The organism is Kitasatospora sp. NPDC098652, from assembly GCF_044760155.1.
Lineage (GTDB): Bacteria > Actinomycetota > Actinomycetes > Streptomycetales > Streptomycetaceae > Kitasatospora.
In genome coordinates this window covers 314,693-340,429 of the sequence record NZ_JBIWAQ010000003.1, presented here as the reverse complement: position 1 = coordinate 340,429, position 25,737 = coordinate 314,693, and the positions used below count along the sequence as shown (strand labels likewise).

Here is a 25,737-nt window from a genome sequence, read left to right as displayed (position 1 = left end):
GGCGTATCCAGCACCACGGGCCCCGACGAGGCTGTCTTTGGTGGGCGGTTTCAGTAGGCGGCGGTGAACCGGGCGCGCCGGTGCACCGGCTGCTCGGCCTCGTCCAGCAGCGCGACGGCGAGGTCCTCCATGGAGATCGCCGAGTTGCCGTCGGCGTCGACCAGCAGCTCGTCCCGGCCGAGCCGGAACCGGCCGGTGCGCACCCCGGGTTCGAGCAGGGCGGCCGGGCTCAGGTACGTCCAGTCGACCTCCCCGTCCGCACGGTAGAGCTCCAACTGCTCGCCGCAGGCCAGGGCGATCGGCCGGATCTCCGCCGGGAAGCCGGGCGACTCCACCAGGATCGTGCCGTCGGTGCCAGGCACGGTGAGGCTCCCGGCCCCGCCGACGGCGAGCAGGCGCACGCCGGTTCCGGCCAGGCCGGCCAGCAGGCCCCGGGTGGTGGCGGCCAGTTCGTGCTCGCGGCCGGGCGCCGGGCGGGTGGCGGTGACCACCAGGTCCTGGCCGGCGGCGATCCGGGCGACGTCGGCGGGTTCGTCGGCGTCGCCGACGGCGAGCGTGACGGTGGGCGGCAGGCCGTGCGGCTTGGCGGGGTTGCGGACGACGGCCGTCACCTCGTGGCCGCGGGCGAGCGCCTCGGCCACGACCCGTCGGCCGACGTTGCCGGTGGCGCCGAACACGGTGATGCGCATGAAGGTTTCTCCTCGGTTCCTCTGAACGGGACTGCGATGGGGCACGGGTGGTGCGGGGTGTGCGCTGTGGGGTGCGGGTGGTGCGGGGTACGGGTTGCGGCGGGTGTGCTGTGGGGTCAGGCCTTCTCGGGCACCGGGTCCGGCCGGAGGTCCGTCCCGGGGCCGGCGGCCGTCGGGGTGGCCCGGCGGGGCCGCTGGGTCTGGGCGACGATCAGCGAGCCGAGGACGACCAGCGCCCCGAGCGCCTGCAGCGGGCTCAGGTCCTGTCCGAGCGCCAGCCAGCCGGCCAGGGTGGCGACCACCGGGCTGAGCAGGGAGAGGAAGGACAGCGAGGTCGGCGGCAGCGAGCGCAGCCCGCGGAACCAGACGGCGTAGGTGAGGGCCGCGCCGATCAGGCAGAGGTAGGCGTAGCCGAGCAGGTTGTCCGCGGTGTAGTGGGTGGGCGGGGCGCCCTCGCTCAGCAGGGTGACCGGCACCAACAGCAGGCCGCCGGCGGTGAGTTGCCAGCCGGTGGTGGCGAGCAGCGGCGCGGGGGAGACCCAGCGCTTGGAGAGCACGACGCCGAAGGCCATCACCACCGCACCGCCGAGCGCGGCGGCCACCCCGGCCGCGTCCAGCCGGGCGCCGGCGCGCAGCACCAGCAGGCTGACGCCCGCCACGCCGGCGATGCCGGAGAGCACCGTGCGCAGGGTGAGCCGGTCGCCGAGCAGGGCCGCCGAGAGCCCGGCGGTGACCAGCGGCTGGACGGCGCCGACGGTGGCCGCGATCCCGCCCGGGAGGCGGTAGGCGGCGATGAACAGCAGGGCCTGGAAGGCGCCGATGTTGAGGGCGCCGAGGACGAGTGCGCGCCACCACCAGCCGCCCTTCGGCAGGGTGCGGGTGAGGGCGACCAACAGCAGTCCGGCGGGCAGGCAGCGGATGACGGCGGCGAGGAGCGGGCGGTGCGGCGGGAGCAGTTCGGTGGTGACGAGGTAGGTCGTCCCCCAGACCGCGGGGGCGAGGGCCGTCGTCAGCAGGACGGCGAGGCGATTGCTTAGCACTAAGCCAATGTATCTCAGCGCTAAGGCATTCTTTGGCGGATTCCGCCGGTGATGTGGCTCACAGTTACCTCATCGCTAAGGGATCTGGTGGGCATCTACCCTGAACCCGTGGCAGATCATCTCGACCGCGTCGTCGCGCAGTGGGGCGCCGAGCGCCCCGACCTGGACGTCTCCCCGATGGAGGTGTTCGGCCGGCTCAAGCGGCTCTACCGCCTGGTCGACGCCGAACTCAACCGCACCTTCGCCGAACACGGCCTGGACGCGCCCTCCTTCGACGTCCTCGCCACCCTCAAACGCAGCGGCCCGCCCTACCGCCTCACCCCCACTGGCCTGATGCAGTCCGCCATGGTCACCTCCGGCGCCATCACCCAGCGCCTCGACCGCCTGGAAGCCCGCGGCCTGGTCACCCGCACCCGCAGCGACCACGACCGCCGCAGCCGCGACGTCGAACTCACCCCCGAGGGCCACGCCCTGATCGACCGCGCCCTCCCCGACCACATCGCCAACGAGCACCGCATGCTGGCCGGGCTCGACGAGGCCCGCAGGGCCGCGCTCGTCGACGCCATGCGCGCGCTGCTCGCCGACCTCGGGGACGACCCGGCCGGCTGACCGACGGTTGGCCGGCAGTGCGACCGGTCGTTAATCGATTGCCGGGGCCGGCCGTCCCCGCCTTGGATGGCGGCCATGGACCGCCCCCTCTGGACCGCACTCCCCGCCGACGTCCGTCGCACGGTCGACGAACACCTCGCCGTGCGGCGCCACGTCCACGCGATGAAGGCGATCCGCGACGCGTCGCCGGAGCCCGTGCCCGGCATCCGCGCGTGCAACGACCTGATCGCCGACCGGATGACGGAACTCGGTCTGCCGCTGTACGGGCCGACCTCCTCGGCGAGCCCGGTGGCGGGCCCTCCGGCGGCCACACCGGCAGCGGACCTTCGGGCGGCGGACCTTCCGCCGGACCCTTCGGCGACGGGTGCTACGAGTCGAACCACACCGTGAGCCGCACGTTGTCCGGCCCGTGCAGGCCCTCGGGCAGGCCCCGGTCCGGGGCGAGCGGTCGGAAGCCCGCCAGGTTGCGGACCCCGAAGAGGCGGCCGAACTCGTCGTAGTTCCGGCCGCAGTACAGCGCGTAGAGGTCCATCGCCGCGCTCCACGCGGTGTCCTCGCCGCCCTCGTCCACAGGTGCGCCGTGCGTGCGGCGGTACTCGATGAAGCCGTGGATGTCCATTCCCATTCCCCGGATCCTCGCAGTGCGCCGGGCCCGGGGGGCGAGGCGTTTTCCCGGCGTGGGGCGGTGGTCGGGGGCTACTCCGGCCTGACCGCGACAGCCTTGAAGAAGGTGTAGTGGAAGGTCCCGCCCGGTTCGGCCGCCCGGCGCAGGTCGGCGATGCCGCGGTCGAAGGCCTCCGGGGTGGTCAGCCCGGCGGCCAGGGCCTCCGCTCGGACGGCCTCGACCATCGGGACGAAGGTCCGCCGGGTGAAGCCCTCCACCAGGGCCGGGCGGCCGTCGTCCGCGTAGACCGTCCGCGGGCGGACCGTCACGTCCGCGAACCCGGCCGCCGTGAGCAACGGGTGCAGCCGACGCCCCACCAGGGCGTCGCCGCCCGCCCCGGCCTGGAGCCGGACCAGGTGGTCGACGGTGCGGCGGGCCGCCGGGGTCTCCGGGTGGAAGAAGGCCGAGCCGTGGTCGCCCTCGATCACCGTGATCGTCCCGCCCGGCCGCAGCACCCGCCGCAGCGCGGCCAGTCCGGCCGTCGGGTCGGGAAGGTGCTCCAGCACGAAGCACAGGAAGACGTGGTCGAACGCGCCGTCCGGGAAGGGCAGTCGGTGCAGGTCGCCGTGGTGCCAGGTGACCTGGGCCGCCGGCGCCGCGGTGGCGATCCGGGCCCGGGCCCGGGCCAGCGACCGGGCCGAGATGTCCGCCGCCGTGAGCAGCACTCCCGGGCTGGCGGTGAGCAGGTGCGCCGTCTGCGCACCCACCCCGCAGCCCGCCTCCAGCACCCGGCTGCCCGCCGGGTAGGCGGTGCCCGAGTGCAGCAACTCGGCGAGGGTGTCGGCCTGGTCGCCGAGGCGCTGTGCCTCGGTGTCGGAGTAGCCGTGGACGTACGGGGCGGCGGGGAACAGGGTCGTTTCGGTGGTCATGGCTCAACCCTCGCGTCAGTATGGACCGGTGAACAGGTCCAAAGCCGCCGGGAACGACAGGTCCAAAGAGGCCGGACCGGCCGGGGAGACCGGGGAGACCGGGGTCGACTTCCTCCAGCTCGATGCCGCCGAGGCCCCGCCCGGCGGCCTCACCGACTGGCTGGCCCGCCGGTTGCGCGAGGCCGTCGCCGACGGGCGGCTGCCCGCCGGCACCCGACTGCCCGCCAGCCGGGTGCTCGCGGCGGAACTCGGGGTCTCCCGGGGCGTGGTGACGGACGCCTACCGGCGGCTCGCCGAGGCGGGGCAGGTCGCCGGGCGGGGCCGGGGCGGTACGGTCGTGGTCGCCCTCGCACCCGCCGCCGTCCCCGCCGCTCCGCCGGCCCGCCCGGCACCCGCGCTGTTCCGCGACGATCCCGACCCCGAGGTCTTCGACCAGCTGCGCGCCACCCCCGCCCGGATCGACCTCACCCCCGGCGTGCCCGACCTCGCCGCCTTCCCCCGCGCCGCCTGGCTGCGGGCCGAACGGGCCGTCCTCGACGGCCTCGCCGCAGCCGACCTCGGCTACGGGGACGTCCGCGGCACCCCCGCCCTGCGGCAGGCCGTCGCCCACTGGCTCGCCCGCAACCGGGGCATCCGCGCCGACCCGGAGGAGGTGCTCGTGGTCGCCGGGACGGCCCAGGCGCTCGCGCTGCTCGGCCGGGCCCTCGGTCGGGCGGGCATCACCGAGGTCGCCGTGGAGGATCCGGGCTCGCTCGGGGCCCGCCAGCACCTCGCCCACTGGCTCACCGCCACCCCGCCCGTCCCGGTCGACGCCGAGGGCATCCGGGTCGACGCGCTGCGCGCCACCGGCGCCCCCGCCGTACTGCTCACCCCGGCCCACCAGTACCCGACCGGCGTCGTCCTCGGTGGCGACCGGCGCCGCGAACTCCTGCGCTGGGCGGACGAGGGCGGCCTGGTCATCGAGGACGACTACGACGCCGAGCACCGCTACGACCGCCCGCCCGTCCCCGCGCTGCGGGCCGAACTGCCCGGCCGGGTCTGCTACGCGGGCAGCACCTCCAAACTGCTCGCCCCGGCGCTGCGCACCGGCTGGCTGCTGGTGCCGCCGCCGCTGCGCGCGGCCGTGCTCGACGCCAAGCGCTTCGCCGACCTCGGCAACCCGGTGCTGCCCCAACTGGTGCTCGCCCGGCTGATGGAGTCCGGTGAACTGGAGCGCCACCTCCGGCTGTTGCGCCGCCGGCACCGCCGACGCCGGGACGCGATGATCGCCGCCATCCGCACCCACCTCCCCACCGCGACCGTGCACGGCGCGGCCGCCGGTCTGCACCTGATGCTCACCCTGCCGGAGCATCTCGGGTGCAGTGACGTGGAGTTGGCCACCGCCGCGCTCGCCCGCGGCGTCAAGGTGCAGCCCCTGTCCTGGCACGCCCGCCTGCCGTACCCGCCCGGCCTGGTCCTCGGCTACGCGGCCGTCCCACCGGGCGACCTCGCCGAAGGCATCGCCGTCCTGGGGGAGTTGGTCCGCCGGGCCGGAACCGGCGGCGGCACTCCAGGTGCCCGCCCGGCTCCCGCATGAGCGAAGCAACCACCATGGGCGCGACAGAACCCACTGCTCCGGACCAAGCCGACGTCCTGGCCAGGACGGCACGGAACCCGGCCGCGCCCGCCTGTCACCTGCACCGCCACACCGCGCGTGGGACCGCCACCGACGCGGCGGGCCCGACGGTCGCCGACAGCGGCCTCGCCGACGACGCCTTCGACATCGTCGTCCCGGCCCGCTTCCATGACTGCGGCCAGTTCGTCGAGCACGCCGTCCGAGGCCCCCCCGCTCGCGGCCGGGGGCCATCGGGGGCTTCGCGTCCCCGGGAGGTTCAGCCGCTCACCCGCCACCAGGGGTCGGCCTCGGCGCGGTCCACCTCGGCCTCGTACCGAGCGGCCTCGAAGGTGAACTCCGGCGGGCGGCCCGCGTCGGTCGGCAGTTCCCAGGCCGACCAGACCACGACGTCGCCGATCCGCTGCACGACGGCGGACAGGTACCCGCAGCAGCCGCCGGTGCAGTCCGGCTCGCCCAGCCTCACCCGGCGGGGCCAGGCGCTCGCCCGCAGCGGGCTCGGCCGGCTCCCGGGGAAGAGGACCGGGAGCGGCAGGCCGCGGCCCCAGGAGCCGATCGACCCGGCGACGAGGTCCTCCGCGTTGACCAGGAACCGCGCCTGGTCGCCGAGGCCGTGCTGCCGCGCCGACAGGATCTCCAGGTGATCGAACATGCGAGCACACTAAGGGTTGTCCCACAGTGATCGACACGTCCTGGACGGTCGCGCTGGGTGCGGGGTTGTACGGGCTGCCGGCGGGCGGGTTCCTGGATACGCTGGCGGACCGGATGCCGTTGCTGACTCTGGAGGGACGGATGGCCCCGTTACGGCGGATCGCCCGGTGGACGTCGGTGCTGCTGGTGGTGGCGGCCGCGCTCGGCCCGGTTCCGGCCGGGTCGGTGACGCGCGGTGGTGGGCTTCCCGGTGAGAGGAACCTGGCGATGACCGAACCGCAGCAGGACTCGCGGCAGCTCGCGGGCCGGCGCATCGTGCTCTCCTACCCCGGGCCGACCCCGCCGCCCGGGGTGCTGCGGGCGATCCGGGAGGGCCGGGCGGCCGGGGTGATCCTGTTCGGTGAGAACGTCACCGGTCCGGCGCAACTGGCCGAGGCGGTGGCCGCGTTGAAGCAGGCCGCGGCCGAGGCCCCGGGGGCGCGCCCGCTGCTGCTGATGACCGACCAGGAGGGCGGCAAGGTGCGCCGGCTGCCCGGGGCGCCGGAGCTCTCCGCCCGCCGCACCGGGACGGCCCCGGATCCGCTCGCCGCCGCCGTGGACTCCGGCGTCGGCGCCGCCGGAACGCTCGGCGATGCCGGGTTGAACGTCAACCTCGCCCCGGTGCTCGACGTCTACGACACCCCGGGCAACTTCATCGACCGCCACGAGCGCTCCTACGGCCAGGACCCGGCCGCGGTGGGCGAGTTGGGCAGTGCCTTCCTCGCCGCCCAGCAGAGCCGGGGCGTGGCGGCCACCGCCAAGCACTTCCCCGGCCTGGGTGCGGCGGCCAGCGACGAGAACACCGACGCCCGCCCCGTCACCCTCCCCGTCCCGCTGGACCGGCTGCGCTCCCGCGACGAGGCCCCGTACCGGGCCGCCATCGCCGCGGGGGTGCGCCTGGTGATGGCCTCCTGGGCGGTCTACCCGGCGCTGGACCCGGACCGTCCGGCGGGGTTGTCGCCCACTGTGGTCCAGGGCGAACTCCGCGAGCGCCTGGGCTTCGACGGCGTCACCGTCACCGACGCTCTGGAGGCCGGCGCCCTCACCCCGTACGGTCCGACCGGCCCGCGGGCCGTCGCCGCCGCGGCGGCCGGGATGGACCTGATCCTCTGCTCCGCCCGCGACCCCCAGCAGGGCGAGGACGCCACCACCGCCCTGGCGGCGGCCCTGGACTCCGGTGGCCTCGACCGTGCCGCCTTCACGGAGGCCGTCGCCCGGGTGGACGCGCTGCGGGAGGACCTCGACTGACGGCGGCCCGGGCGGCGGGGCCGAGCAGGAGGGCCAACGGTTCATCCCGGGTTCAACGGGCCGATGCCCGGCGAGGTGTTGGGGTTCGCCCTGCCGCATGGGAACACGCCATCGTAGGCGTGCTTTCGGCCGGAGGCATCGGTTCGAAGGGGAAGTGGCGCTTGGGGGTTTGAATCGCATGGCAGAGTTGCCGTCAAGGCACACATGAAATGTCACATGTGCCATGACGCATTGCTCGATCCCCGTCCCACGAGTTCATTCCTCACACCCTCCGAAGGAGGAGCCATGAACCGCATCACCCGCGTCACCCGGATCGCGGCGGGCGCGGCCGGTGTCGTCGCGCTGCTGGGCGCGCCGCTGCCGGCGGTCGCCGCCGGGCAGGAGTCCGCGACCGTCACCACCTGCGGGCGCTCCGGCCTGCAGGCCGGACTGTCCACCAGGGTCTGCGCGGACGTCACCGGTGACGCCGTCGTGCTGTACGGCCTGATCGGGCTGGCGGGGCCGCCCTCGCCGGGAACGCCGTGGCCGCCGGCGCCGCAGGAGCTGGTCACCAAGCTGTCGGCCGACCTGGCCGGCGTCGGCCCGCTCGGCGCGGTGGCCGGGCGCACCGAGTTCAGGGTCAGCACGGTCAGGGTGGACGGAGTCGGCGCCACCGTGTCCTGCGGGTCGCTCGTGCACGCCTCCTTCTCGGTGGAGGGGAGCTTGCGCGGACCGGCCCCGGTCACCCTGGAACTGCCTGTAGTCTGCTGACGGCTCGTCATTCGGACTGCCGGGCCCGGGAGTTGGCAGCCTCCCGGGCCCGGCTCTGCGCCGTCCCGGCCCGGCCGTCGATGTGGGAGCGGTCACCTTCCACTGTGACGACTTGAAGAAATCTTCATCCGTAGCGATGATGCCTACCGGCCGCGGTACGGACCCCGCCCGGCCGTGGCGACCGGCCGACCGGACGACCACCGAGCCGGATCCGAGGAAGGGAACGGGCCATGCCGGTCCCGCTGTACCAGGCCAAGGCGGAGTTCTTCCGCACCCTCGGCCACCCCGTCCGGATCCGGGTCCTGGAACTGCTCCAGGACGGCCCCCGCCCGGTGCGCGAGCTGCTGGCGGAGATCGAGATCGAACCGTCCAACCTCTCCCAGCAGCTCGCGGTGCTGCGCCGCACCCAGCTGGTCACGGCCACCCGCGAGGGCAACACGGTGGTGTACGCGCTCAGCACCCCGGACGTCGCCGAGCTGCTGAGCGCGGCGCGGCGGATCCTGACCGAGCTGATCACCGACCAGGGCGCGTTGCTCACCGAGCTGCGCGCCGCCGGAAGCCGGTCGCCCCGCTGAGCCGGTAGCAGTGCGCAGCCCGTAGCCCTGTAACCCGCCCCGCAGCCGAGAGCCGCGTGCCCACCGGCCGGGCGACCGTGACCGTGACCGACCCGAGGAGAGCAGCCCCATGGGCGACAGTGCCGACAGCACCAGCGAGGAGAAGCGCCGCCGCAAGGCGATGCTGATCCGCGCCGGCATCTACATCTTCGCCACCCACCTGTTCGCGGGCTTCGTCCTGCTGCTGTTCGCGCTCGGCGACCGCAAGTAGCGGCCGGGCCGCCCGCGACGCCCGTCAGCGAGCCCGGTCGCCCGGCACCAGGTAGCGGTCGCTGGTGCTGGTCCAGGCCTGGACACCGGCGACCAGTTCCCGGGTGCCGTCCAGGTACCAGCGCCCCGCCGGGTGGCGGCGGGCCAGGTCGCGGCGCAGCCGCTCGTTCTCCCGGTGCAGGGCGCTGACCCGGGTGCGCACCGCCCGGACGGCCCGGCTGCGGGTGCAGCCGCGGACCCGCTGGAGGGTGAGGACGGTGTTGAACGCGGCGGCGCTCTGCCGTTCCTCCCGCTCCAGCGAGTAGAGGTCGTTGATCAGCGTCGCGGCGTCGGCGGTGTTGGCGCGCAGGCGGTGCAGTGCGGGCTCCGCGTGCAGGGCGGCGGGGGCGTCGGCGCCGTGGACCCGTTCCAGTATGTTCATGAACGGGTAGACGCAGCTGCCGTGGCGGCGCAGCCGCATGGTGTCGGCCAGGCCGAGGGCGGGGACGGTACCGCGGGCGCGGTGCTCGGCCTCGGCGGGGAAGGTGGCCAGGCAGGCGCGCCACTCGCGGGCCGCCCGGGCGCGCCAGGCGGGGGAGGTGGACCGGCGCTGGCGTTCCCACAGTTCCTGCCAGGCGGTGAGGAGCAGGTCGCCCGGTGCCGCCGGGCGGGCGTCGCCGTCGAGGGCGGAGATCAGCGGATCGACCAGCGCGTGGGCCTCGGCGGGCCGGCGCCCCGGCGGGCCGTCGAAGCGGTCGTCCAGGACGGTGAACCAGCCCAGCATGTCCACCAGCAGGTCCAGTTCGGTGCCCCGGGCGCGGGGGAAGGCGTGGCCGATCAGCTCGTGCAGGGCGTAGGCCCGGTAGTCGGGGAGTTCGGTGGGGGCGAGCAGGCCGTGGCGGACCGCCCAGTCGGCGTGCCGGTCGGCGGCGGCGCGCAGTTCGGCGGGCGGCCGGGGGAGGGGTACGGCGGCGGGCGCGCCGGGGCGGGGTCTGGTGCCGGTGAGCGGACAGCCGCCGGAGTGCGGCCGGTCGGGGCCCACGGGGACGGCGGCGCCCGCAGGAACCACAGCCCGCCCCGCCGGAGCGGAGGCGGAGGCGGTCGCACTCGGCGCGGCGGAGCCGCGCGGCGCCAGCCGGACCCGCAGGCCGTGGGCCTGGACGGTGGTCCACACCACCTCCCGGGCCCGCGCCCCCGGCACCGCCACCGGCCGCCAGCGGCGCAGGATCGCGGCGGCCGCGACGGTCAGCTCGGCCCAGGCGAAGGCCTCGCCGATGCACTTGTGCTTGCCCGCCCCGAAGGGCAGGAAGGACGGCCGTCCGAGCCCGCCGCCGTCCTGCCAGCGCTCGGGCCGGAAGCTCGACGGATCGTCGTAGCGCAGCGGGTCGCGGTGCAGCGCGGTGAGGCTGTACAGCAGCTCCGTCCCGGCCGGGATCCGGTACGGGCCGAGGTCGACGGGCACCCGGGCGGTGCGCATCAGGAAGGCGTTGGGGGCGTGCAGCCGCACCACCTCCTGGGTGACGCTGCGGGTGTACGTGAGCCGGGCGAGCGCCTCGGGGGTGGGGGTGGTCCCGGCGGGCAGGTGCTCGTCCAGTTCGGCCAGCACCCGGGCCTCGACCTCGGGGTGGCGCAGGAGTTCGTCGAGCAGCCAGGTGAGCGTGGTGGAGACGGTCTCGGTGCCGGCGCCGAACATGGTGATGGCCTCGGAGCGGACGTCGGCCTCGGTGAGCGGACGGCCGGTGGCCGGGTCGGTGGCGGCGCGCAGCAGGGCCGGCAGGGTGCCGCGCTGGTCCGGAAGGGCCGTTCCGGGGCGGCCGTTGACGGCCTGGTCGACCACCCGGTTGAGCACCCGGACGGCGGCGTCGAAGCGCCGGTTGACGGGCAGCGGGAGCCGGGCGAGGGCCGGGTGGGGGTAGAGGGACTGGACGATCTGCCCCTTCACCAGGTCGGGCAGCGCCCGGTGGAAGGCGAGGGTGGCGTCCTCGCTGAGCCGGGCGTCGAACAGCGAGCGGGTCACGATCTCCAGCGCGAGATGGTTCATCTCCTTGGCCACGTCGAGGACTTGGCCGGGGCGCCAGCGGCCGGCCCGCTCCTCGGTGACCTGGTGCATCACGGCCAGGTAGCCGGCCATCCGGTCGGGGCCGAAGGCGGGCTGGATGATCCGGCGGCGGTCGCGGTGCGCCTGCCCCTCGGACATCAGCAGGCCGTCGCCGAAGGCGGTCTTGAGGGTGTCCTGGACGGCGCCGCGCGGGCAGTCGTGGGCGAGGGCGACGAGCAGGGTGTGGACCAGCCGGGCGTCGGTCACCACGCAGACGGTGCGGGGCCCGAGCCGGATGCGGACCACACCGCCGTGGCGGGCCAGCGAGCCGAGGAAGCCGAGCGGGTCGCGCAGCAGGGCGGCCGCGTGGCCGAGTCCGGGCAGGGCGCCGGGGGCGAGCGGGGGGACGGCGGCTCGGGGTGCGGGTGCGGGGGGCGGCGTGGTTCTCGGGGGGACGATCCGTTTCCGTGTCTCTGCCAGCAGGGCGTTGGTCGGCAGGGTCATGACACTTCCTCTCACCAGAGAGGCCGGTGCGGGCGGTACCGGGGGAAGGCACCGGCCGGCCGGCCGGGTGGCGGGGGCCGTCGAGCGCGGACCCCGCGTGCGCCCGGGGCAGAGGGCGCACGCCATGGGAAACGCGCCGGTCCGACGGGCGTTGCGCCGAACGCGCCCGGATCACTCCAACGGACGAGCATCGTGCCGGCCCCGCGCCCGTGCCTCCGTCAGGCCCGCCGCCCGGCCCGCCCGCCGGCCCCGGGCCGGCTCACTCCCACTGCCCTGACCTGCGCCGATGTCCTCTTCCCGGCGGCCGTACGGGTCCTGAGGGAGGGTCTTTGGACCCTCGCCGCAAGGCCGCGCGAGGGCCAGCATGGTGGGCGGAGAAGGAGGAATCCGATGACCCGTCTGCGCCACCGGCCCGCCGGCTGCCCGGGCGCCCGTTCGTCTGCCACACCGACCCCGAGGGCGGCCGAGCTCTCCCGGCCCGCCGCCCCCGGGTGCTCCACCGCCGCTACGGCGGGCACTACGGCCTGATAACGCCGGTAGCGGACGGCGGTCGCGGGGCAGGAATGCCCCGTACCGCACTGCCCGCCCGTACCGCACTGCCCGCCTGTACCGCACCGCCCCGTCGGACCGCACCGCCCGCCGGGCTCCACGACCCTCCAGACTCCACCAATTCCACGACAGGGGAACGGGACCATGGACTGCGACGACGAGGTCATGCTGACCGTCCGGATCACGGCCGCCGAGCGGGCGCTGCTGCGGGACCTCGCGCGCGGCCACGGCGGCGACGTCTCCGGCGTCGCGGTCGACGGGCTGCTGGAGGTCATCCCCTCGCTGCACGACGACGGTTCGGTGCTGCCGCTGCTGCGGGTCCTGGCTCGGCCCGCGCCCTGTGCGGTCACCCTCTGGCTGCCCGCGCCGGTCGCGGACCTGCTGCCGCTGCTCGGCGAGCGGTTGGTGCGCACCGGCGGGCCGTCGGCGGGCCCGGCCAGTGCCGCGCTCTCCGCCGCGCTGCGGGTGTGGCTCGCCGGGGACCGGGCGGTGCTCGCCGCCGGGCTGGCCCGGTTGTACGGCGGCCGCGGTGCGGCGGGGGCGGTGAGTGGTCCGGTGGTCGCTGGTCCGGTGCTCGGCGGCCCGGCAGCTGGTGGCCCGGAAGCCGGTGGCCCGGCCCGGGTGGAGGTCGCGGCCTGACGGTCGGCGCGGGGGCCGGGGCGAGGGCTGGAGTGAGCCAAGTGACGGATCGTCATGTCCCGGATGGCGATGGCATGTCCGAGGCGGAAACTTCGCTGTCCGGGGCGCTGGTCGACTCCCGGCGGGAGGTCTAGCATTCGACACGGCCGCCGGGGCGCAGGCTCCGGGGGTTCCGGCCGGGTGGCCGCCACCACCCCTGTGCCGGGGAGCGCGTACCCCCCGAGTGCGCTCCCCGGCACGTTGCCGCCCGGGCGGCTGGGCCCCGCCCCGCCCGGCCGCGCGTCGCCTCGTCTCGTCTCGCCACGTCTCGCCCTGCCGGGTCTCGCCTCGCCACGTCTCGCCCCGTCTCGAACGGGCCCGGGAATTTCGCAAGAGGTTTCTGTTATTCCCCACCGCCCCACCCGCTCTCCCTCGTGTCGGAAGGTTCGGACCCCTCACCACGGGGCCCGGACCGTCGCACGAGGAAAGGAACGCGATGGGACACCGGAGCAGCGAACTCCGTCGGCGCAGGCGCCGCAGGCTCACCCGCAGGAGCGCCCTGGTCGCCGCGGCGGTCGCGGCCGCACTGGTCGTGGGCACCCTGGGCCTGCGCACCGCGCTGGAGCCCGGGGCGATGCGCAGCACCGCCACGGCGGCGGACGCGCCGCTCGACGCGGTCGCGGACGACGGTGGCCCGGGGGAGACCGGCATCGCCGAGGGCGCCACCAGGGCGCCCGCCCCGAAGCGGGACGAGAAGGCCGCTCCGCCCAAGGCGATACCCAAGGACCAGCCCGACCGCGGGCTGGTCTACGCGGGGTTGAACCTGCCGACCGGTGACCGCTGCGGCAACATGCTGGAGGTCACCGGCAGCGCCCAGTGCAGCCACGGCCCGGACGCGCCGCCCAAGGACGTGGACATCCACAAGGACGTTCCGCCGGTCGCCGCCCCGGCCGCCCGGGCGCCCGAGCTCACCCCGCCCACCGGATCCCAACCACCCTCCGCCGCCGACCTGTTGAAGGGCGGCGCCCCCGTCCTTGACGCCGCCCGGAAGGCGCTGCTCAGCGAGGCCGGCCAGGGCTCCGCCGGGCAGGACGCCGCCGCCCCGCCCGCCGCCGCCCCGGCCGCCGGATCGGGCCTGGTCTGCGAGGGTGACGGCAGCAGCGGCAACCGCGTCCAGGTGGTGTACGTGCACACCCCCGGCAATGACCGGTTCGCCCAGTACCTGTCCTCCTTCAAGAAGTGGGCGGCGGACGTCGACGTCATCTACAACGCCAGCGCCGCCGAGACCGGCGGTGTGCGGCACGTCCGCTTCGTCACCGAACCCGACTGCACGGCCTCGGTGTTGAACGTGCAGATCGCCGACTCCGAGATCCAGGACTTCAACGCGAGCAACCGCGCCCTGGCCGCGCAGGGGTTCAACCGCAAGGACCGCAAGTACATGATGTTCACCGACGCCAAGGTGTACTGCGGGATCGGTACCTTCGCCGGTGACGAGCGCCCGGGCCAGGACAACCTCAGCAACTTCGGCCCCTCGTACGGCCGGACCGACTCGGGCTGCTGGAGCGGGAGCACCGCCGCGCACGAGCTCGGCCACAACCTGGGCGCGGTGAACAACAGTGCACCCAACTCCAGCAAGGCCGGTCACTGCACGGACGAGTGGGACATCATGTGCTACTCGGATGCCCCGTACTACCCGCAGATGCGGATCGCCTGCGCGGACCGCGCGCATGACGACCGGCTCGACTGCAACCACGACGACTACTACAACACCTCCCCGGCGCCCGGCAGTTACCTGGCCACGCACTGGAACGTCGCGAACAACCGCTTCCTCATCGCGGGCAACGGCGGCGGGACCGGTCCGAACCCCACCCCGACTCCGACACCGACTCCGACCCAGACTGCTGGCCCGACCCCCACGGGAACGCCCACCCGCACGCCCTCGCCGTCCCCGACGCCCACCGGCGGCCCCACCGCCACGCCCACCGGCTCCCCGTCGCCGACCAGGACCCCGGCCCCGGGCGGCACCGGCCCCGATGTGACGACAAGTCAGATCACCCAGAACTCGGTCGTGCTGAGCTGGAACGCGGTTCCCGCCGCCGCCGGCTACGACGTCCAGCTGAACGGCGAGACCATCGGCACCGTCCGCTCGACCGTGGTCGGCGTGGTCCGACTGGCGCCCGGCAGCGGCTACACCGTGGCCGTCGCCGTCCGCGACGCCGCCGGAACGGTCGGCAAGCCCGGCCGCGCGGCGAGCTTCCGCACCCTCGCCGACGCCGGCCGCCCGCAGCCCGGCACCCGTTACAGCATGGTCAACGGCCTCACCGGCCAGGCCGCCGACCTGTGGGGCAGCTCGATGAACGACGGCACCGTGGCGATCGGCTACCAGCGCACCGGCTACGCCAACCAGAAGTGGCAGTTCGAGGACGCCGGCAACGGCGCACTGCGGATCAAGTCCGCGCGCTCGGGCAAGTGCCTGCAGCTCGGCGGCACCCCGGTGGCCGGACAGTACGTGGCGCAGCAGCCGTGCTCCGACGCCGCCGCGCAGAAGTGGCAACTCGCCGCCACCGACGGCGGGTTCACCCTCACCGCCGACGGGACCGGCCTGGTGCTCGGGCTCAGCGACCGTTGGTACTACGGTGGTTGGCTGCTGGAGTTGCAGCAGCCGAACGGCCGGCCGTACCAGGACTGGTCGCTGCTGAAGACCTCATAGCTCGGTACGACCGCGCGATCCCGCACCGCCCCGCACCACCACCCCGCACCACGGGTGCGGCCGCCGTCACCGGATGGCGGTCGCACCCGGCGCCGCCGCTCCACGAACCCTCACCCCACCCGCCGAGGACCGCCCGCCATGCGAACCCGCACCCGCCCGCTGCTCGCCTCCCTAGCCCTCGCCGCCGTCACCGTCCTGCCCACCGCCGCACCCGCCGCCGCCCACGGTGACACCGTCCACCTGGACGTGACCGGTCAGCAGGACGGCCGGATCAGCACCGTCGCCACCTGGGAGAACGACCACGACCCGGTCACCGAGGAGTTCGCCGGCACGCTCTCCGCGACCGCCGCCGACGGCCGGACCGTCGGCCCCTGGCGACTGGTCGCCGTGCCGGGCCGCCCGGGCACCTACACCACCCGGGAGCTGCTGCCCGCCGGGCACTGGAAGATCTCCGTCGACTGCGCCTTCCCCTCGCTGGGCCACGGCGAGCGCGAACTCGACGTCGAGCCGGCGGCGATCAGCGACCCGGCACTGCTGGACGCGGCCGCCTCCGCCCCCGCCTCCGCCCCCGCCTCCGCCTCGGCCGCCACGTCTGCCAACGCCTCGGCTTCCGCCTCCGCCAGCTCCTCGGCCTCCGCCGCGTCCGGCGCGACGCCCACCGCGGGCCCGACCGTGCTGGCCGCCGCGGCCACCACCGCCGCGCCCGCCCACGAGAGCACCGACGACGCCACCACCTGGGCCGCCATCGGCACCGCCGCCGCGGCCGTGCTGCTGGTCGGCACCGGCTTCTGGCTGCGCGGACGCGCCCGCCGCTGACGGACCGGAGCGCGGCGCCGCCCCGGCCGGCCGTCGGCGACCCGTGATCCATGCCGCACGGCAAACCGGGAACCTTGTGGCGCACGAGGCACGTCTCAGCGATCACCGGGCGTCACCGGACGCCCGGCCGATCGCAAGGGAGCATCCGCGTATGAGGAAGGTCCTGATCACCGGCGGTGCCGGCTTCATCGGCAGCACGGTGGCCTCGGTCCTGCTGGACCGGGGCATCACCCCGGTCGTCCTGGACGACCTGTCCAAGGGCCGCGCCGAGTTCGTGGAGAACCGCGTCTTCTACCAGGGCGACATCGCCGACGCCGCCCTGCTGGACCGGATCTTCACCGAACACCCGGACATCGACGCGACCGTGCACTGCGCGGCCAGGATCGTCGTCCCGGAGTCGGTGGCCAAGCCGCTGTTCTACTACCGGGAGAACGTCGCCAAGACCGTCGAACTGCTCGACGCCCTCCAGCGCCACGGCTGCACCCGGGTGGTGTTCAGCAGCTCCGCCTCGATCTACGCGCCCACCCCGGACGGCCGGGTCGACGAGGACTCCGCGCTGGAGGCGAACAGCCCGTACGCCCGCACCAAGCTGATGATGGAGCAGGTGCTCCAGGACTGGACCCGGGGCGAGGGCGCCGAGCGGCAGCGGGTCATCACCCTGCGGTACTTCAACCCGGTCGGCGCCGACTCCCGGCTGCGCACCGGTCTGCAGAACCTCAACCCCAGCCACGCCCTGGGCAAGCTGATCGAGGCCCACACCGAGGGCACCCCGTTCACCGTCACCGGCGTCGACTGGCCGACCCGGGACGGCTCCGGCATCCGCGACTACGTCCACGTCCAGGACCTGGCCGAGGCCCACGTCGCGGCACTGCTCCGGTTCGACGAGGTGATCGCCCCCGACGCGGCCGACCGCTTCCGGGCGATCAACGTCGGGACGGGCGAGGGCACCACCGTCCGCGAGCTGGTCGCCGCCTTCGAACAGGCCGTCGGCACCGAGCTGGACGTCCGCGAGGCCGGCCCGCGCCCGGGCGACGTGATCGGCTGCTACGCCTCCGTCGACGCCGCCCGCGAACTGCTCGACTGGACGCCGCGGCGCACCCTCGCCGAGGGCGTCGCCGACGCGCTCGCCTGGCGCGCCAAGTGGGCCGCCCAGCTCGGCGCGAGCTGACCGGCCGTCACCGCTGCTTCACGGCCTCGCCGGACTTCGCCCAGTTGTCGTGCAGGCGGTCCAGGTAGGACTGCGCCTGCGGGCCGATCTTGACGCCCCTGGCGAAGGCGAGCATGTTGCCCGCCCCGGCGTTGTAGCCGAGGGCGAGCAGCTCGTCCTTGTTCAGCGGGGCGCCCACCTTGGCGGGGAGCTGTTCGGCGAGGTCGTGGAGGTGCCAGGCGGCTGCCTGGACGGCCAGGTTGCGGTCGTCCGGCAGCTCCTCCCAGCGGCGGGAGGCGAACGGGCGGCCCGGCTTGGTGTCGTCGAAGGCGGCCCGGTGCATGTTGGCGATGCCGAAGGCGGCGTCCGGCTTGTTGCGCTGCCAGGCTCGCTCGAAGTCCGGGTCGTGCGGCTTGTACGCCTCGTTGTAGAGGATCGCCATCAGCAGCTGGGGGTTGACCCCGGCCTCGGCCGCGTACTGGCGCACCGGCGCCGCGTAGTCGGCGGGCTCGTAGGGGCCGGAGGGCTTCGACGGGGCCGCCGACGGCCCGCCGGATCCGGCCGACGATGGGGCGGCGGCGGCGGACGACGAGGACGAGGACGAGGGCGTCGCCGAAGCGGCCCCGGGCTCGTGGCCGCCGCTGCGGACGATGCCCCACCCGGCTGCCGCCAGCACGCCGATCACGATCCAGCGCCCCCAGCGCGGACCCTTCTGCTCCTCGCTCACCGCCGTCGACCCTCCCCGTTCGCCCGTCATCCAGTTCGACCGCCGTACGGTCGCTCGCGCCCCGCGGGAGGCCCGGCCGGTGCTACTCGGCGGACTTCGCGTCGCCGTCGAGGTTGCGCAGGAAGTCCTTCGCCTTCTCGACACCGGTGTCGATCTGCCCGCTGTACTTGCCGTCCGTGCGGTCGTCGATCACGTCGCCGACCTTCTCCAGGCCCTGCCCGAGCACGTCGCTGTGCTCGCGGGCGAGGTCGGTGGCCTTGTCCGCGATGTTCTTAAGACTTTCAAACATGGTGACGCTCTACTCCTCTTGTGCGTTCCTGTTGGTGTGCCGACGTGGCGGGGATCATGGCCATCCTAACGAGGGGCGGCCGGGCGGCCCGCCGCTGCGGAACGGCGGCGAGTGACTTTGCCGAAATGGGTTTGTATGCTCCAGACCAGCCTCTACAGGCCTGTAGACAGCGGGAATTGCCGGCGGACGGATGGCGTCCCGGCACGACGGGCGGCGTGGTCGCGCCGCCGCAGCCGAAACGATCGAGGGAAGTGCGCATGGCCGGCCAGCGGGCGAGAACGCCGTACCAGGACGCGGGACCTCGCACCGAGGACCCCGCCGTGCCCGCCCAGCGCTCCCGCGCGGCCGGCGGTGACCCCGACCCGTCGCGGGAGACCCGCACCCAGCGCGCCGGGGCCTCGCGCCGCAGGCACCAGGCCCGTCGGCGCGGCGGAGCGGTCGCCGCGCTCGCCGCGGTCGGGCTGCCGCTGCTCGGCGGGATCGGCGACGAACTGGGCGGCCCCGGCGTCGGCATCCTGTTCGCGGTCGGCGCGGTGCTCGGCACCGGCGTCGCGGCGGTGCTGTGCAGCCGGAGCGGCCGTTGGTGGGTGCTGACCGCGACCCCCGTGGTGGTGCTGCTGACGGCCTCGGGTGTCGAGTACGCGGCCGATCCCGCCAAGTACCAGGGCAAGGGGCTGGGCACCGGCGCGGTGCGCTGGGTGGTCGGGGCGTTCCCGGTGATGGCGACGGCGCTGGCGGTCGCACTGCTGGTGATCGTGGTGCGCACGGTGCTGGACCGCCGCCGGCCCCCCAGGGCCGGGGCCCCGAGCGGAAGGGGCCGCCGTGGCTGAGCGCACCAACCGCACCAACCACACCAATCGCGCCAAGCGCCCGCGCGGCCGGTCCCCGCGCCGAGGCTCCGCCCCGCTGACCGTGGCCGGCCGCACCCTGGCCTGCACCGTCTCGGCCGCCGTGCTCGGTGCCAGCGGTTTCACCTGGTACGAGTACCGCAGCCTGGACGACGGCATGATCAAGTCCGGTGCGCTGAACGAGGCGAAGAAGAACGCCCCGCCGCACCTGGACAAGTCCGTCAACCTGTTGCTGATCGGTCTCGACAGCCGCAAGGACATGGACGGCAACGACCTGCCCAAGCAGTTCGTCGAGGACGAACTGCACGCCGGCTCCAGCGAGATCGGCGGCTACAACACCAACGCCCTGATCGTGCTGCACATCCCGGCCAACGGCGGGAAGGTGACCGCGCTGTCCGTGCCGCGCGACGACTACGTGCAGACCGCCGGCGCCGACGGCAAGATGCACAAGATCAAGGAGGCCTACGGCATCGCCAAGGAGGCCGCCGAGTCGAAGCTCGCGGGCAAGGGCCTCTCCAAGGCGGATCTGGAACGGCAGAGCCGGGAGGCCGGCCGCTCGGCCACGATCCAGACCGTGCAGAGCTTCCTGGACGTCCCGATCGACCACTTCGCCGAGGTCAACCTGATCGGCTTCTACGACATCGCCAAGGCCGTGGAACCGATCCAGGTCTGCCTCAACCACCCGGTCGACGATCCGATCGTCGCCCGGACCGCCGCGCACGAGGGCGGCGGCACCGGCCTCAAACTGCCCGCCGGGATCAGCTCGTTGGACGCCGCCCAGGCACTGTCCTTCGTCCGCCAGCGCCACCACCTCACCAACGGCGACCTCGACCGCACCCACCGGCAGCAGGCGTTCATCTCCTCGGTCGAGTACAAGCTCAAGCAGCAGGGCATCCTCAACGACTTCGGACAGATGCAGAAGCTGTTCGGGGTGGTGAAGAAGGACGTCGTGATCGACAACGAGTGGAACATCCTCGACTTCGCCCAGCAGGCGCCCAACCTCACCGGCGGCAACGTCGAGTTCAACACCCTGCCCATCACCGGGTTCAAGACCATCGGCGGGCAGGAGGTCAACACCGTCAACCCGGACCTGATCAAGAAGATCGTCCGGCAGCTGTTCAGCCGGGAGCAGGCGCCCGCCGCCCCGGCCGCGGCACCCGGCGACACCCCGGGCGAGACGGCCCCGCCCTCGCCCTCGCCCAGCGCCGTACCCAAGTCCGTGGTCGACGTCAACGCGGCGGCGGGCGCGGGTGCCGCCGCCACCGAGTCCAAGGCGCTGGTCGACCTCGGCTACCAGGCCGGCCGGATCGGCGACGCGCCCGCGCGGATCCGCACCACCACCGTGACCTACGGCACCGGCACCGGCGCCAAGGCGGACGCCCAGGCGCTCGCCGCCCGGTACGGCGTCACCGCCGGCCCGTCCTCGGCCGTCCCGGTGGGCCACGTCCTGGTCACCCTCGCCGCCGCCCGGGCCGCGACCCCCAGCCCGGCCGCGCCCGCCTCGGGTGCCCCCGCGCCGGCCGACGGCTCCGCCGACCCGGCCGCCGGGCTGCCGATGCAGGGGCCGGCGGTGAAGGCCGGCGGGATCCCCTGCGTGGACTGAGCGCGCCTCACCGGGGAGCGCCACCGGCGTGCGTCACTGGGGTGCGTCACCTGCGCGCGTCACCGGGGTGCGGCGGCCGGCCGAGCGCCGCACCGGGCGGGCGGCCGCGCTCGGTGGACGACGGGCGGCCGGGCTCCCGCCGGTCAGGGGCGCGGGGCCTTCTCGCCGTGGACGGCGGAGTACTCGGCGGCCAGCCAGGGGCCCAGTCCGTCGATGAGGGCGGCCAGGACCGCGCGGTCGGTGGTGGGTGTGCGGGCGACGGCGGCGGCCAGGCGCATCCGGTCGGCGTGGTCGGGGTAGTGGGCGGCGAAGGCCTCGGCGGAGACGGTGAGGTCGCTGGTCCAGCCGCCCCAGCGGGGCATGACCAGGGTGAAGCCGGTGCGGACGAGTCGGCGGGAGACCGCGCGGCTGAGCGCAGTGAGCTGGGCGTCCGTGTCGGCGGCGGCCAGTCGCTCGCGCCAGCGGGGGAGGGCGAGCGCGAGGTCGCCGTTGGTCTCGCGGGCGAGCAGGGAGTCCGGGCGGTAACGGGGAAGCTGCTCGGCGAGGTCCTCGCCGAGCAGCGGGGTGCACAGGCAGGCGACGAACCAGCCCAGGTCGTGCCGTTCCAGCTCGCTGAGCAGCGTGCCGGTGCCGAACAGGAGCACGCCGACGCCGTCGACCTGCGGGAAGTCCGCGTCGAGGCCTGCCCCGAGGGCGTCGGCCGCGCGCCGGTCGTCGGGGGTGGGCTCCCGGTGCAGGGCCAGCAGCAGGTCGAGGTCGGAGACGCCGGGGACCGCGGTGCCGCGCGGGATGCTGCCGTACAGGTAGGCGCCGTGCAGGCGGTCCGGGCCGAAGGCGGCGGCGATCCGCGCCCGGGCGGCGTCGACCAATGGCGTGAACTCCGGTCGGACGCGCTCCAGCGAGCCCTCCCGCGCGATGTACCCGTCCTCGTCCAGCCCCTGAGTGTCCATGGGGCGAACCCTGCCGTACCGTCACGTGGTTGACCAGCGAATTTCCGGGGCCCGGGCGAATTGTCAGTGGGGCGTGCCAGCATCCATTGCACACGAACACGAGGGGAATCACGATGGGGACCTGGGGCACCGGCTACTTCGACAACGACACCGCGGCGGATTTCGCCGGCGGCCTGGACGACGCCGCGCCGGGCGAGCGGGCGGCGCTCGTCCGGGCGGCGCTGGAACGCGCCGCCCGTGGGTCGGAGTACCTGGACGACGACGAGGGCGCGGAGGCCGTCGCGGCGGCGGCGCTGGTCGCCGCCCAGTGCCCCGGCGGTACGGCGGTGACGACCGCCTACGGCCCGGCCGAGCCGATACCCGGGCTGCCCGGCGACCTGCGCGCGCCGGCGGTTGCGGCGCTGGACCGGGTGGTGGCGGAGGCGTCCGAACTGGCCGAACTGTGGGGCGAGTCGGGGTCCGACCGGGTGTGGCGGCGGGGGATCCGCGCCCTGCGCGAGGTCCTGGAACCGGTGCCGCCGACCGCAGGCGCTCCGCTGCCGGGGCTGTGAGCGGGCGTCAACCGTCCTTGGCGGTGCGCCAGTAGGCGAGCGCGGCGAGGCTGGTGGCGGCCCCGAGCGCGCAGACGGCGTGCCAACCGCCCTGGTCGTACACCAGGGTGGAGGCGATGGCGCCCGCTCCGCAGCCGACGGAGTACAGCAGCATGTAGCCCGCGGTCAGGCGGCTCCGGGCCTCGGGACGGACTTGGTAGAGGAGGTGCTGGTTGACCACGTGCACGGACTGGAGGCCGTAGTCGATGACGACCACGGCGAGCACCAGCCACCACACCGAGTGGGGCAGCAGTGCGGCCGGGAGCCAGGCGGCGAGCATGGCCACCAGGCCGAGGCCGGCGGTGCGTTCGGCGTGGCCGCGGCCGCGGTCGGCCTGGCGTCCCGCGTGCCCGGCGCCGAGCGCCCCGGCGGCGCCGGCCAGTCCGAACAGGCCGATCTGGGTGTGGCTGAGCTCGAAGGGCGGTGCGGCGAGCGGGAGGACCATCGGGGTGAGCAGGACGGTGACGGAGGTGAAGGTGAGCAGGGCGAGCACGGCGCGCACGCGCAGCACGCGCTCCTCGGCGAAGAGCGTGAACACCGAGCCGACCAGGCGCAGGTAGCGGATCCGCCGGGCCGCCGGGCCGCGGCGTTCGGGCGGTAGGACGGCCGCGACGGCGAAGGCCATGGCGCCGGTCGCGACGGCGGAGGCGAGGTAGACGGCGCGCCAGCCGGCCAGGTCGCCGATCGTCCCGGCGACGGTGCGGGCGAGCAGGATGCCGACCACGATGCCGCTGGTGACGGTGCCGACCACCCGGCCCTGGTCGCCGGGCGCGGCGAGCGAGGCGGAGTGGGCGACGACGACCTGGGCGACGACGGCCAGCACCCCGACGGCCGCCATCGCGGCCAGCAGCAGCGGAGCGGAGGGTGCGACGGCGACGGCGAGCAGGGCGAGGACGGACAGCCCGAGTTGGGCGGTGGTCAGGGCACGGCGGTCGACGTGGTCTCCGAGCGGGACGAGCAGCAGCAGGCCGAGCCCGTAACCGACCTGGGTGAGGGTGCCGACCAGGCCGACGGTGGCCGGGTCGATGCCGTAGTCCCGGGCGATCAGGTCCAGCAGGGGCTGGGAGTAGTAGACGTTGGCGACGGCCAGGCCGCACGTGACGGAGAGCAGCCAGGCCGCGGCCGGTGACAGGCCGCGCGGCGGCGTGGCCGCGTGCGTCACGTCGGTGGTGGGCGGGCCGGTGGGAGCGGGGGAGGTCATGAGCGGGAACCCCTCGACGGGCAGCAGTGGTTTCAAAGTGCTACCACGCCACCCTGGCATATCCTGGTTTCAATAAGCAACCACTGGTTCGGCGGTACGCTGGCCGCCGACCGGTCGAGAGGTGGGACGAAGTGCCGAAACGCACCACGCACGAGGAGTCGACCTGCCCGGTTGCCCGCCCGCTCGACGTGGTCGGCGACGGCTGGACGCTGCTGATCGTCCGGGACGCCTTCGACGGGCTGCGCCGCTTCGGGCAGTTCCAGAAGAACCTGGGGCTGGCCAGGAACATCCTGTCGGCGCGGCTCACCAACCTGGTCGCCACCGGGGTGTTCGAACTCGCCCCGGCCGCCGACGGCAGCCCCTACCAGGAGTACCTGCTCACCGAGAAGGGCCGCGCGCTGTTCCCGGTGATCACCGCGCTGCGGCAGTGGGGTGACGAGTGGTTCTTCGCCGAGGGCGAGCCCCGGGCCCGGCTGGTCGACCGCGTCTCGGGTGCCCCGGTCGCCCCGGTGGAGGTGCGCTCGGCGGACGGGCGGCTGCTCGGCCCGGACGACGCGAAGGTGCTGCTGCCCTGAGACGTGCCGCCGCCACCGGCCGACGGACGGACGGTGGCGGCGGGGCTCCGGCTCGGGACTGCGTCAGGGCGTGGTCGGACAGGGCGGCAGGGTCGACGGCGCCGTGCTCGCACAGGTCGCGGTCGGTGTCCTCGGCGCGGTGCCGGTCGAGGTCGTCGTGCCGGTCGAGGTCGTGGTGCCGGAGGAGGTCGTGCCGGTCCCGGTCGTGGTGGTCTTGCTGGTCGGTGCCTCGCTGAGCGTCGACGCGGACGAGGAGTGCGTTGTCGCGGTGCTCTCGGAGGGCTTGCCCGAGGTGGTCGAGGAGGTCGCCGAGGCCGAGCCCGTCCCGGTGGAGGCACCGGAGGAGGTCGCGCCGCTGGACGTCGCACCGCTGGAGGTGGCGCCGCTGGAAGTCGCTCCCGACGAGGTCGCGCCCGAGGAGGTCGCTCCCGAGGTCGAGGAGGTCGCCCCCGAGGAGGTGGCGCCGGAGGACGTCGCCCCCGAAGTGGTCGCGCCCGAGGTCGAGGCCGTCGCCGTCGGCGACGTGGGCTTCCACGGCATGGGCGGCGGAACGCCCGGCACCAGTTGCTTCGGCGGCTCGGCGCGCTTGTCCACCACCTCGATCCGACCGGTCAGCCGGGAGAACCAGCCGCCCGTCTCGATGTTCACCAGGATGATCTCGGTCACCGGCTGCGGGGCCGGCACCACCACGATCAGCGTGGTCGGCTCGAAGCCCGTCCAGGCCTTCCCGGTGTACTTGGCGTTGCTCACCAGCACCGCCGGCTTCAACGGGTTGCCGCAGGCACAGCGCACCCGGGGCACGCCCTGGGCGTCCACCAGGACGGCGGTGCCCGCCTGCAGCACGGACTGGTACTCGACCACGGCGCCGCTCTTGTAGCTGTGGTTGGTCACCCGGCTGTCCACCCGCAGGTACGCCGAGGTCAGCGAGCGCAGGTAGGACGGGATCGCGGACTGCTCGATGCCCGCCGCCGAGGCCCAGGCCCGTCCGGCGTCACCGCTGGAGACCATGCCGATCAGCCGTTCGGTGTCACAGCTGGGCCGGTTCATCGTCCCGCCGTACAGCCCTGCCGAGCTGCCCTGCACGCTGTGCAGGACGGCCGGGGAGCCGGCCTTGGAGGTGCCGCCCGGTTGCGGCGCCGTGCTGGTGGGAGCGGGGGCCGGGGCACTCACGCCCTGGGTTTCCACCGATGGGGTGAACGGCGCCGGCCCGGGGTCGGCCGGGGTCTGGAGGGCGACCTCGTTGGCGGTCGGAACGGCCTCGTTCTTGCCGCCCTGGTTGTTGACGATCAGCACCGTCGCCACCACGGCCGCCACCACCACGCCCGCCGCGACCGAGAGCCCCTTCCTGGAGCGCCACCACGGGGTGCGCGGACCCCGCCCGCTGCCCGCGCTGGAGCCACCCCCACCGCCCCCGGACGGCCCCGACGGGCCGGAGGGCGGCGGCGGTACGGACGGTGGTCCGCCCGTGCCGCCACCCGAAGGGGGACCGGCCAGCGGGCCGGACGGGGGACCGGAGGGCGGGCCGTAGGGCGGCTCGCTCGGCGGGCCGGACGGGGGCGGTTGGGAACTCATCGAGGCTCCGTTTCGCAGGCGGCCGA

26 protein-coding genes are annotated in these 25,737 nt (G+C 74.7%); 15 read left to right on the top strand and 11 right to left on the bottom strand.

Features of this window, described 5'->3' with window-relative positions; genetic code table 11:
* Positions 1–50 precede the first annotated feature (50 nt).
* On the bottom strand, positions 51–689 hold the full coding sequence (locus ACIQWA_RS09515) for an NAD(P)-dependent oxidoreductase (RefSeq protein WP_402480326.1): 639 nt from the start codon (positions 687–689) through the stop codon (positions 51–53).
* A gap of 116 nt (positions 690–805) precedes the next feature.
* Positions 806–1,729, bottom strand: coding sequence for an EamA family transporter (locus ACIQWA_RS09510; protein WP_402480323.1), 924 nt, complete (start codon positions 1,727–1,729; stop codon positions 806–808).
* 108 nt (positions 1,730–1,837) lie between these two features.
* Here ACIQWA_RS09510 and ACIQWA_RS09505 point away from each other — a divergent pair, with 108 nt between their 5' ends.
* Together ACIQWA_RS09505 and ACIQWA_RS09500 are read left to right on the top strand one after the other, a co-directional pair.
* On the top strand, positions 1,838–2,338 hold the full coding sequence (locus tag ACIQWA_RS09505) for a MarR family transcriptional regulator (protein WP_360240437.1): 501 nt from the start codon (positions 1,838–1,840) through the stop codon (positions 2,336–2,338).
* 75 nt (positions 2,339–2,413) lie between these two features.
* The gene (locus ACIQWA_RS09500; protein WP_402480320.1) at positions 2,414–2,728 is read left to right on the top strand and encodes a hypothetical protein; all 315 of its coding nucleotides are present in this window, start codon (positions 2,414–2,416) and stop codon (positions 2,726–2,728) included.
* Here the strand turns inward: ACIQWA_RS09500 and ACIQWA_RS09495 are convergent.
* Positions 2,706–2,963 (bottom strand): hypothetical protein, encoded by a 258-nt coding sequence (locus ACIQWA_RS09495; RefSeq protein ID WP_402480317.1) that lies wholly within the window; start codon positions 2,961–2,963, stop codon positions 2,706–2,708. The genes ACIQWA_RS09500 and ACIQWA_RS09495 overlap by 23 nt on opposite strands.
* A 71-nt stretch (positions 2,964–3,034) precedes the next feature.
* Positions 3,035–3,871 (bottom strand): methyltransferase domain-containing protein, encoded by an 837-nt coding sequence (locus ACIQWA_RS09490; RefSeq protein WP_402480315.1) that lies wholly within the window; start codon positions 3,869–3,871, stop codon positions 3,035–3,037.
* A gap of 28 nt (positions 3,872–3,899) precedes the next feature.
* Here ACIQWA_RS09490 and ACIQWA_RS09485 point away from each other — a divergent pair, with 28 nt between their 5' ends.
* A complete protein-coding gene (locus ACIQWA_RS09485) occupies positions 3,900–5,447 on the top strand; it encodes a PLP-dependent aminotransferase family protein (protein ID WP_402480313.1) in 1,548 nt (515 codons plus the stop codon).
* A gap of 295 nt (positions 5,448–5,742) precedes the next feature.
* Here ACIQWA_RS09485 and ACIQWA_RS09480 read toward each other — a convergent pair whose 3' ends face one another.
* Positions 5,743–6,135 (bottom strand): hypothetical protein, encoded by a 393-nt coding sequence (locus ACIQWA_RS09480; protein ID WP_402480311.1) that lies wholly within the window; start codon positions 6,133–6,135, stop codon positions 5,743–5,745.
* 26 nt (positions 6,136–6,161) lie between these two features.
* Between ACIQWA_RS09480 and ACIQWA_RS09475 the strand changes: the two genes are divergently transcribed.
* From ACIQWA_RS09475 to ACIQWA_RS09460, 4 genes are all read left to right on the top strand, one after another.
* The gene (locus ACIQWA_RS09475) at positions 6,162–7,421 is read left to right on the top strand and encodes a glycoside hydrolase family 3 N-terminal domain-containing protein (protein ID WP_402480308.1); all 1,260 of its coding nucleotides are present in this window, start codon (positions 6,162–6,164) and stop codon (positions 7,419–7,421) included.
* Positions 7,422–7,706: 285 nt separating this feature from the next.
* Positions 7,707–8,171 (top strand): hypothetical protein, encoded by a 465-nt coding sequence (locus ACIQWA_RS09470; RefSeq protein ID WP_402480306.1) that lies wholly within the window; start codon positions 7,707–7,709, stop codon positions 8,169–8,171.
* Positions 8,172–8,401: 230 nt separating this feature from the next.
* Positions 8,402–8,746, top strand: coding sequence for a metalloregulator ArsR/SmtB family transcription factor (locus ACIQWA_RS09465; protein ID WP_360240416.1), 345 nt, complete (start codon positions 8,402–8,404; stop codon positions 8,744–8,746).
* 109 nt (positions 8,747–8,855) lie between these two features.
* Entirely contained in the window at positions 8,856–8,996 is a 141-nt protein-coding gene (locus ACIQWA_RS09460; RefSeq protein ID WP_360240413.1) for a DUF6126 family protein, read from the top strand.
* Between the two features lie 24 nt (positions 8,997–9,020).
* Here the strand turns inward: ACIQWA_RS09460 and ACIQWA_RS09455 are convergent, their stop codons facing one another.
* Complete coding sequence (locus tag ACIQWA_RS09455; protein ID WP_402480303.1) at positions 9,021–11,516, bottom strand: cytochrome P450; 2,496 nt, start codon at positions 11,514–11,516, stop codon at positions 9,021–9,023.
* Positions 11,517–12,209: 693 nt separating this feature from the next.
* Here ACIQWA_RS09455 and ACIQWA_RS09450 point away from each other — a divergent pair.
* The 4 genes from ACIQWA_RS09450 (at position 12,210) to galE (ending at position 17,377) form a co-directional block, all read left to right on the top strand.
* Positions 12,210–12,704, top strand: coding sequence for a hypothetical protein (locus tag ACIQWA_RS09450; RefSeq protein ID WP_402480301.1), 495 nt, complete (start codon positions 12,210–12,212; stop codon positions 12,702–12,704).
* Positions 12,705–13,179: 475 nt separating this feature from the next.
* Positions 13,180–15,393 (top strand): RICIN domain-containing protein, encoded by a 2,214-nt coding sequence (locus tag ACIQWA_RS09445; protein ID WP_402480298.1) that lies wholly within the window; start codon positions 13,180–13,182, stop codon positions 15,391–15,393.
* Between the two features lie 138 nt (positions 15,394–15,531).
* Complete coding sequence (locus ACIQWA_RS09440; protein WP_402480296.1) at positions 15,532–16,209, top strand: hypothetical protein; 678 nt, start codon at positions 15,532–15,534, stop codon at positions 16,207–16,209.
* Positions 16,210–16,360: 151 nt separating this feature from the next.
* Complete coding sequence (gene galE, locus ACIQWA_RS09435; protein WP_360240398.1) at positions 16,361–17,377, top strand: UDP-glucose 4-epimerase GalE; 1,017 nt, start codon at positions 16,361–16,363, stop codon at positions 17,375–17,377.
* Positions 17,378–17,384: 7 nt separating this feature from the next.
* Here the strand turns inward: galE and ACIQWA_RS09430 are convergent, their stop codons facing one another.
* A complete protein-coding gene (locus ACIQWA_RS09430) occupies positions 17,385–18,083 on the bottom strand; it encodes a lytic transglycosylase domain-containing protein (protein WP_402480294.1) in 699 nt (232 codons plus the stop codon).
* An 82-nt stretch (positions 18,084–18,165) separates the two neighbouring features.
* Positions 18,166–18,372 (bottom strand): antitoxin, encoded by a 207-nt coding sequence (locus tag ACIQWA_RS09425; protein ID WP_360240392.1) that lies wholly within the window; start codon positions 18,370–18,372, stop codon positions 18,166–18,168.
* 257 nt (positions 18,373–18,629) lie between these two features.
* On the opposite strand from ACIQWA_RS09425, the gene ACIQWA_RS09420 reads away from it, so the two are divergent.
* Both ACIQWA_RS09420 and ACIQWA_RS09415 read left to right on the top strand, forming a co-directional pair.
* Positions 18,630–19,202 carry a DUF6542 domain-containing protein gene (locus ACIQWA_RS09420; protein ID WP_402480292.1) on the top strand — a complete coding sequence of 191 codons (573 nt, stop codon included), beginning with the start codon at positions 18,630–18,632 and terminating at the stop codon, positions 19,200–19,202.
* Complete coding sequence (locus tag ACIQWA_RS09415; RefSeq protein ID WP_402480290.1) at positions 19,195–20,823, top strand: LCP family protein; 1,629 nt, start codon at positions 19,195–19,197, stop codon at positions 20,821–20,823. The genes ACIQWA_RS09420 and ACIQWA_RS09415 overlap by 8 nt, the downstream gene beginning before the upstream one ends.
* A 143-nt stretch (positions 20,824–20,966) precedes the next feature.
* Here ACIQWA_RS09415 and ACIQWA_RS09410 read toward each other — a convergent pair whose 3' ends face one another.
* Entirely contained in the window at positions 20,967–21,773 is an 807-nt protein-coding gene (locus ACIQWA_RS09410) for a nucleotidyltransferase (protein WP_402480288.1), read from the bottom strand.
* 113 nt (positions 21,774–21,886) lie between these two features.
* Between ACIQWA_RS09410 and ACIQWA_RS09405 the strand changes: the two genes are divergently transcribed.
* Complete coding sequence (locus ACIQWA_RS09405) at positions 21,887–22,324, top strand: DUF4259 domain-containing protein (RefSeq protein WP_402480285.1); 438 nt, start codon at positions 21,887–21,889, stop codon at positions 22,322–22,324.
* A 7-nt stretch (positions 22,325–22,331) separates the two neighbouring features.
* Here the strand turns inward: ACIQWA_RS09405 and ACIQWA_RS09400 are convergent, their stop codons facing one another.
* Complete coding sequence (locus ACIQWA_RS09400; protein WP_402480282.1) at positions 22,332–23,564, bottom strand: MFS transporter; 1,233 nt, start codon at positions 23,562–23,564, stop codon at positions 22,332–22,334.
* Positions 23,565–23,695: 131 nt separating this feature from the next.
* On the opposite strand from ACIQWA_RS09400, the gene ACIQWA_RS09395 reads away from it, so the two are divergent.
* The gene (locus ACIQWA_RS09395; protein ID WP_402480279.1) at positions 23,696–24,139 is read left to right on the top strand and encodes a winged helix-turn-helix transcriptional regulator; all 444 of its coding nucleotides are present in this window, start codon (positions 23,696–23,698) and stop codon (positions 24,137–24,139) included.
* Positions 24,140–24,202: 63 nt separating this feature from the next.
* On the opposite strand, the gene ACIQWA_RS09390 is transcribed toward ACIQWA_RS09395, so the two are convergent.
* The gene (locus tag ACIQWA_RS09390; RefSeq protein WP_402480277.1) at positions 24,203–25,711 is read right to left on the bottom strand and encodes a DUF6777 domain-containing protein; all 1,509 of its coding nucleotides are present in this window, start codon (positions 25,709–25,711) and stop codon (positions 24,203–24,205) included.
* Between the last annotated feature and the right edge of the window lie 26 nt (positions 25,712–25,737).

Bases quoted from the DNA above. Each gene is read 5' to 3' on its own strand.
- ACIQWA_RS09445 (WP_402480298.1), top strand. From the start codon at position 13,180: ATGGGACACCGGAGCAGCGAACTCCGTCGGCGCAGGCGCCGCAGGCTC.
- ACIQWA_RS09480 (WP_402480311.1), bottom strand. From the start codon at position 6,135: ATGTTCGATCACCTGGAGATCCTGTCGGCGCGGCAGCACGGCCTCGGC.
- ACIQWA_RS09450 (WP_402480301.1), top strand. From the start codon at position 12,210: ATGGACTGCGACGACGAGGTCATGCTGACCGTCCGGATCACGGCCGCC.
- ACIQWA_RS09500 (WP_402480320.1), top strand. From the start codon at position 2,414: ATGGACCGCCCCCTCTGGACCGCACTCCCCGCCGACGTCCGTCGCACG.
- ACIQWA_RS09410 (WP_402480288.1), bottom strand. From the start codon at position 21,773: ATGGACACTCAGGGGCTGGACGAGGACGGGTACATCGCGCGGGAGGGC.
- ACIQWA_RS09465 (WP_360240416.1), top strand. From the start codon at position 8,402: ATGCCGGTCCCGCTGTACCAGGCCAAGGCGGAGTTCTTCCGCACCCTC.
- galE (WP_360240398.1), top strand. From the start codon at position 16,361: ATGAGGAAGGTCCTGATCACCGGCGGTGCCGGCTTCATCGGCAGCACG.
- ACIQWA_RS09515 (WP_402480326.1), bottom strand. From the start codon at position 689: ATGCGCATCACCGTGTTCGGCGCCACCGGCAACGTCGGCCGACGGGTC.
- ACIQWA_RS09490 (WP_402480315.1), bottom strand. From the start codon at position 3,871: ATGACCACCGAAACGACCCTGTTCCCCGCCGCCCCGTACGTCCACGGC.
- ACIQWA_RS09425 (WP_360240392.1), bottom strand. From the start codon at position 18,372: ATGTTTGAAAGTCTTAAGAACATCGCGGACAAGGCCACCGACCTCGCC.
- ACIQWA_RS09390 (WP_402480277.1), bottom strand. From the start codon at position 25,711: ATGAGTTCCCAACCGCCCCCGTCCGGCCCGCCGAGCGAGCCGCCCTAC.
- ACIQWA_RS09495 (WP_402480317.1), bottom strand. From the start codon at position 2,963: ATGGGAATGGACATCCACGGCTTCATCGAGTACCGCCGCACGCACGGC.
- ACIQWA_RS09420 (WP_402480292.1), top strand. From the start codon at position 18,630: ATGGCCGGCCAGCGGGCGAGAACGCCGTACCAGGACGCGGGACCTCGC.
- ACIQWA_RS09460 (WP_360240413.1), top strand. From the start codon at position 8,856: ATGGGCGACAGTGCCGACAGCACCAGCGAGGAGAAGCGCCGCCGCAAG.
- ACIQWA_RS09405 (WP_402480285.1), top strand. From the start codon at position 21,887: ATGGGGACCTGGGGCACCGGCTACTTCGACAACGACACCGCGGCGGAT.
- ACIQWA_RS09400 (WP_402480282.1), bottom strand. From the start codon at position 23,564: ATGACCTCCCCCGCTCCCACCGGCCCGCCCACCACCGACGTGACGCAC.
- ACIQWA_RS09470 (WP_402480306.1), top strand. From the start codon at position 7,707: ATGAACCGCATCACCCGCGTCACCCGGATCGCGGCGGGCGCGGCCGGT.
- ACIQWA_RS09440 (WP_402480296.1), top strand. From the start codon at position 15,532: ATGCGAACCCGCACCCGCCCGCTGCTCGCCTCCCTAGCCCTCGCCGCC.
- ACIQWA_RS09455 (WP_402480303.1), bottom strand. From the start codon at position 11,516: ATGACCCTGCCGACCAACGCCCTGCTGGCAGAGACACGGAAACGGATC.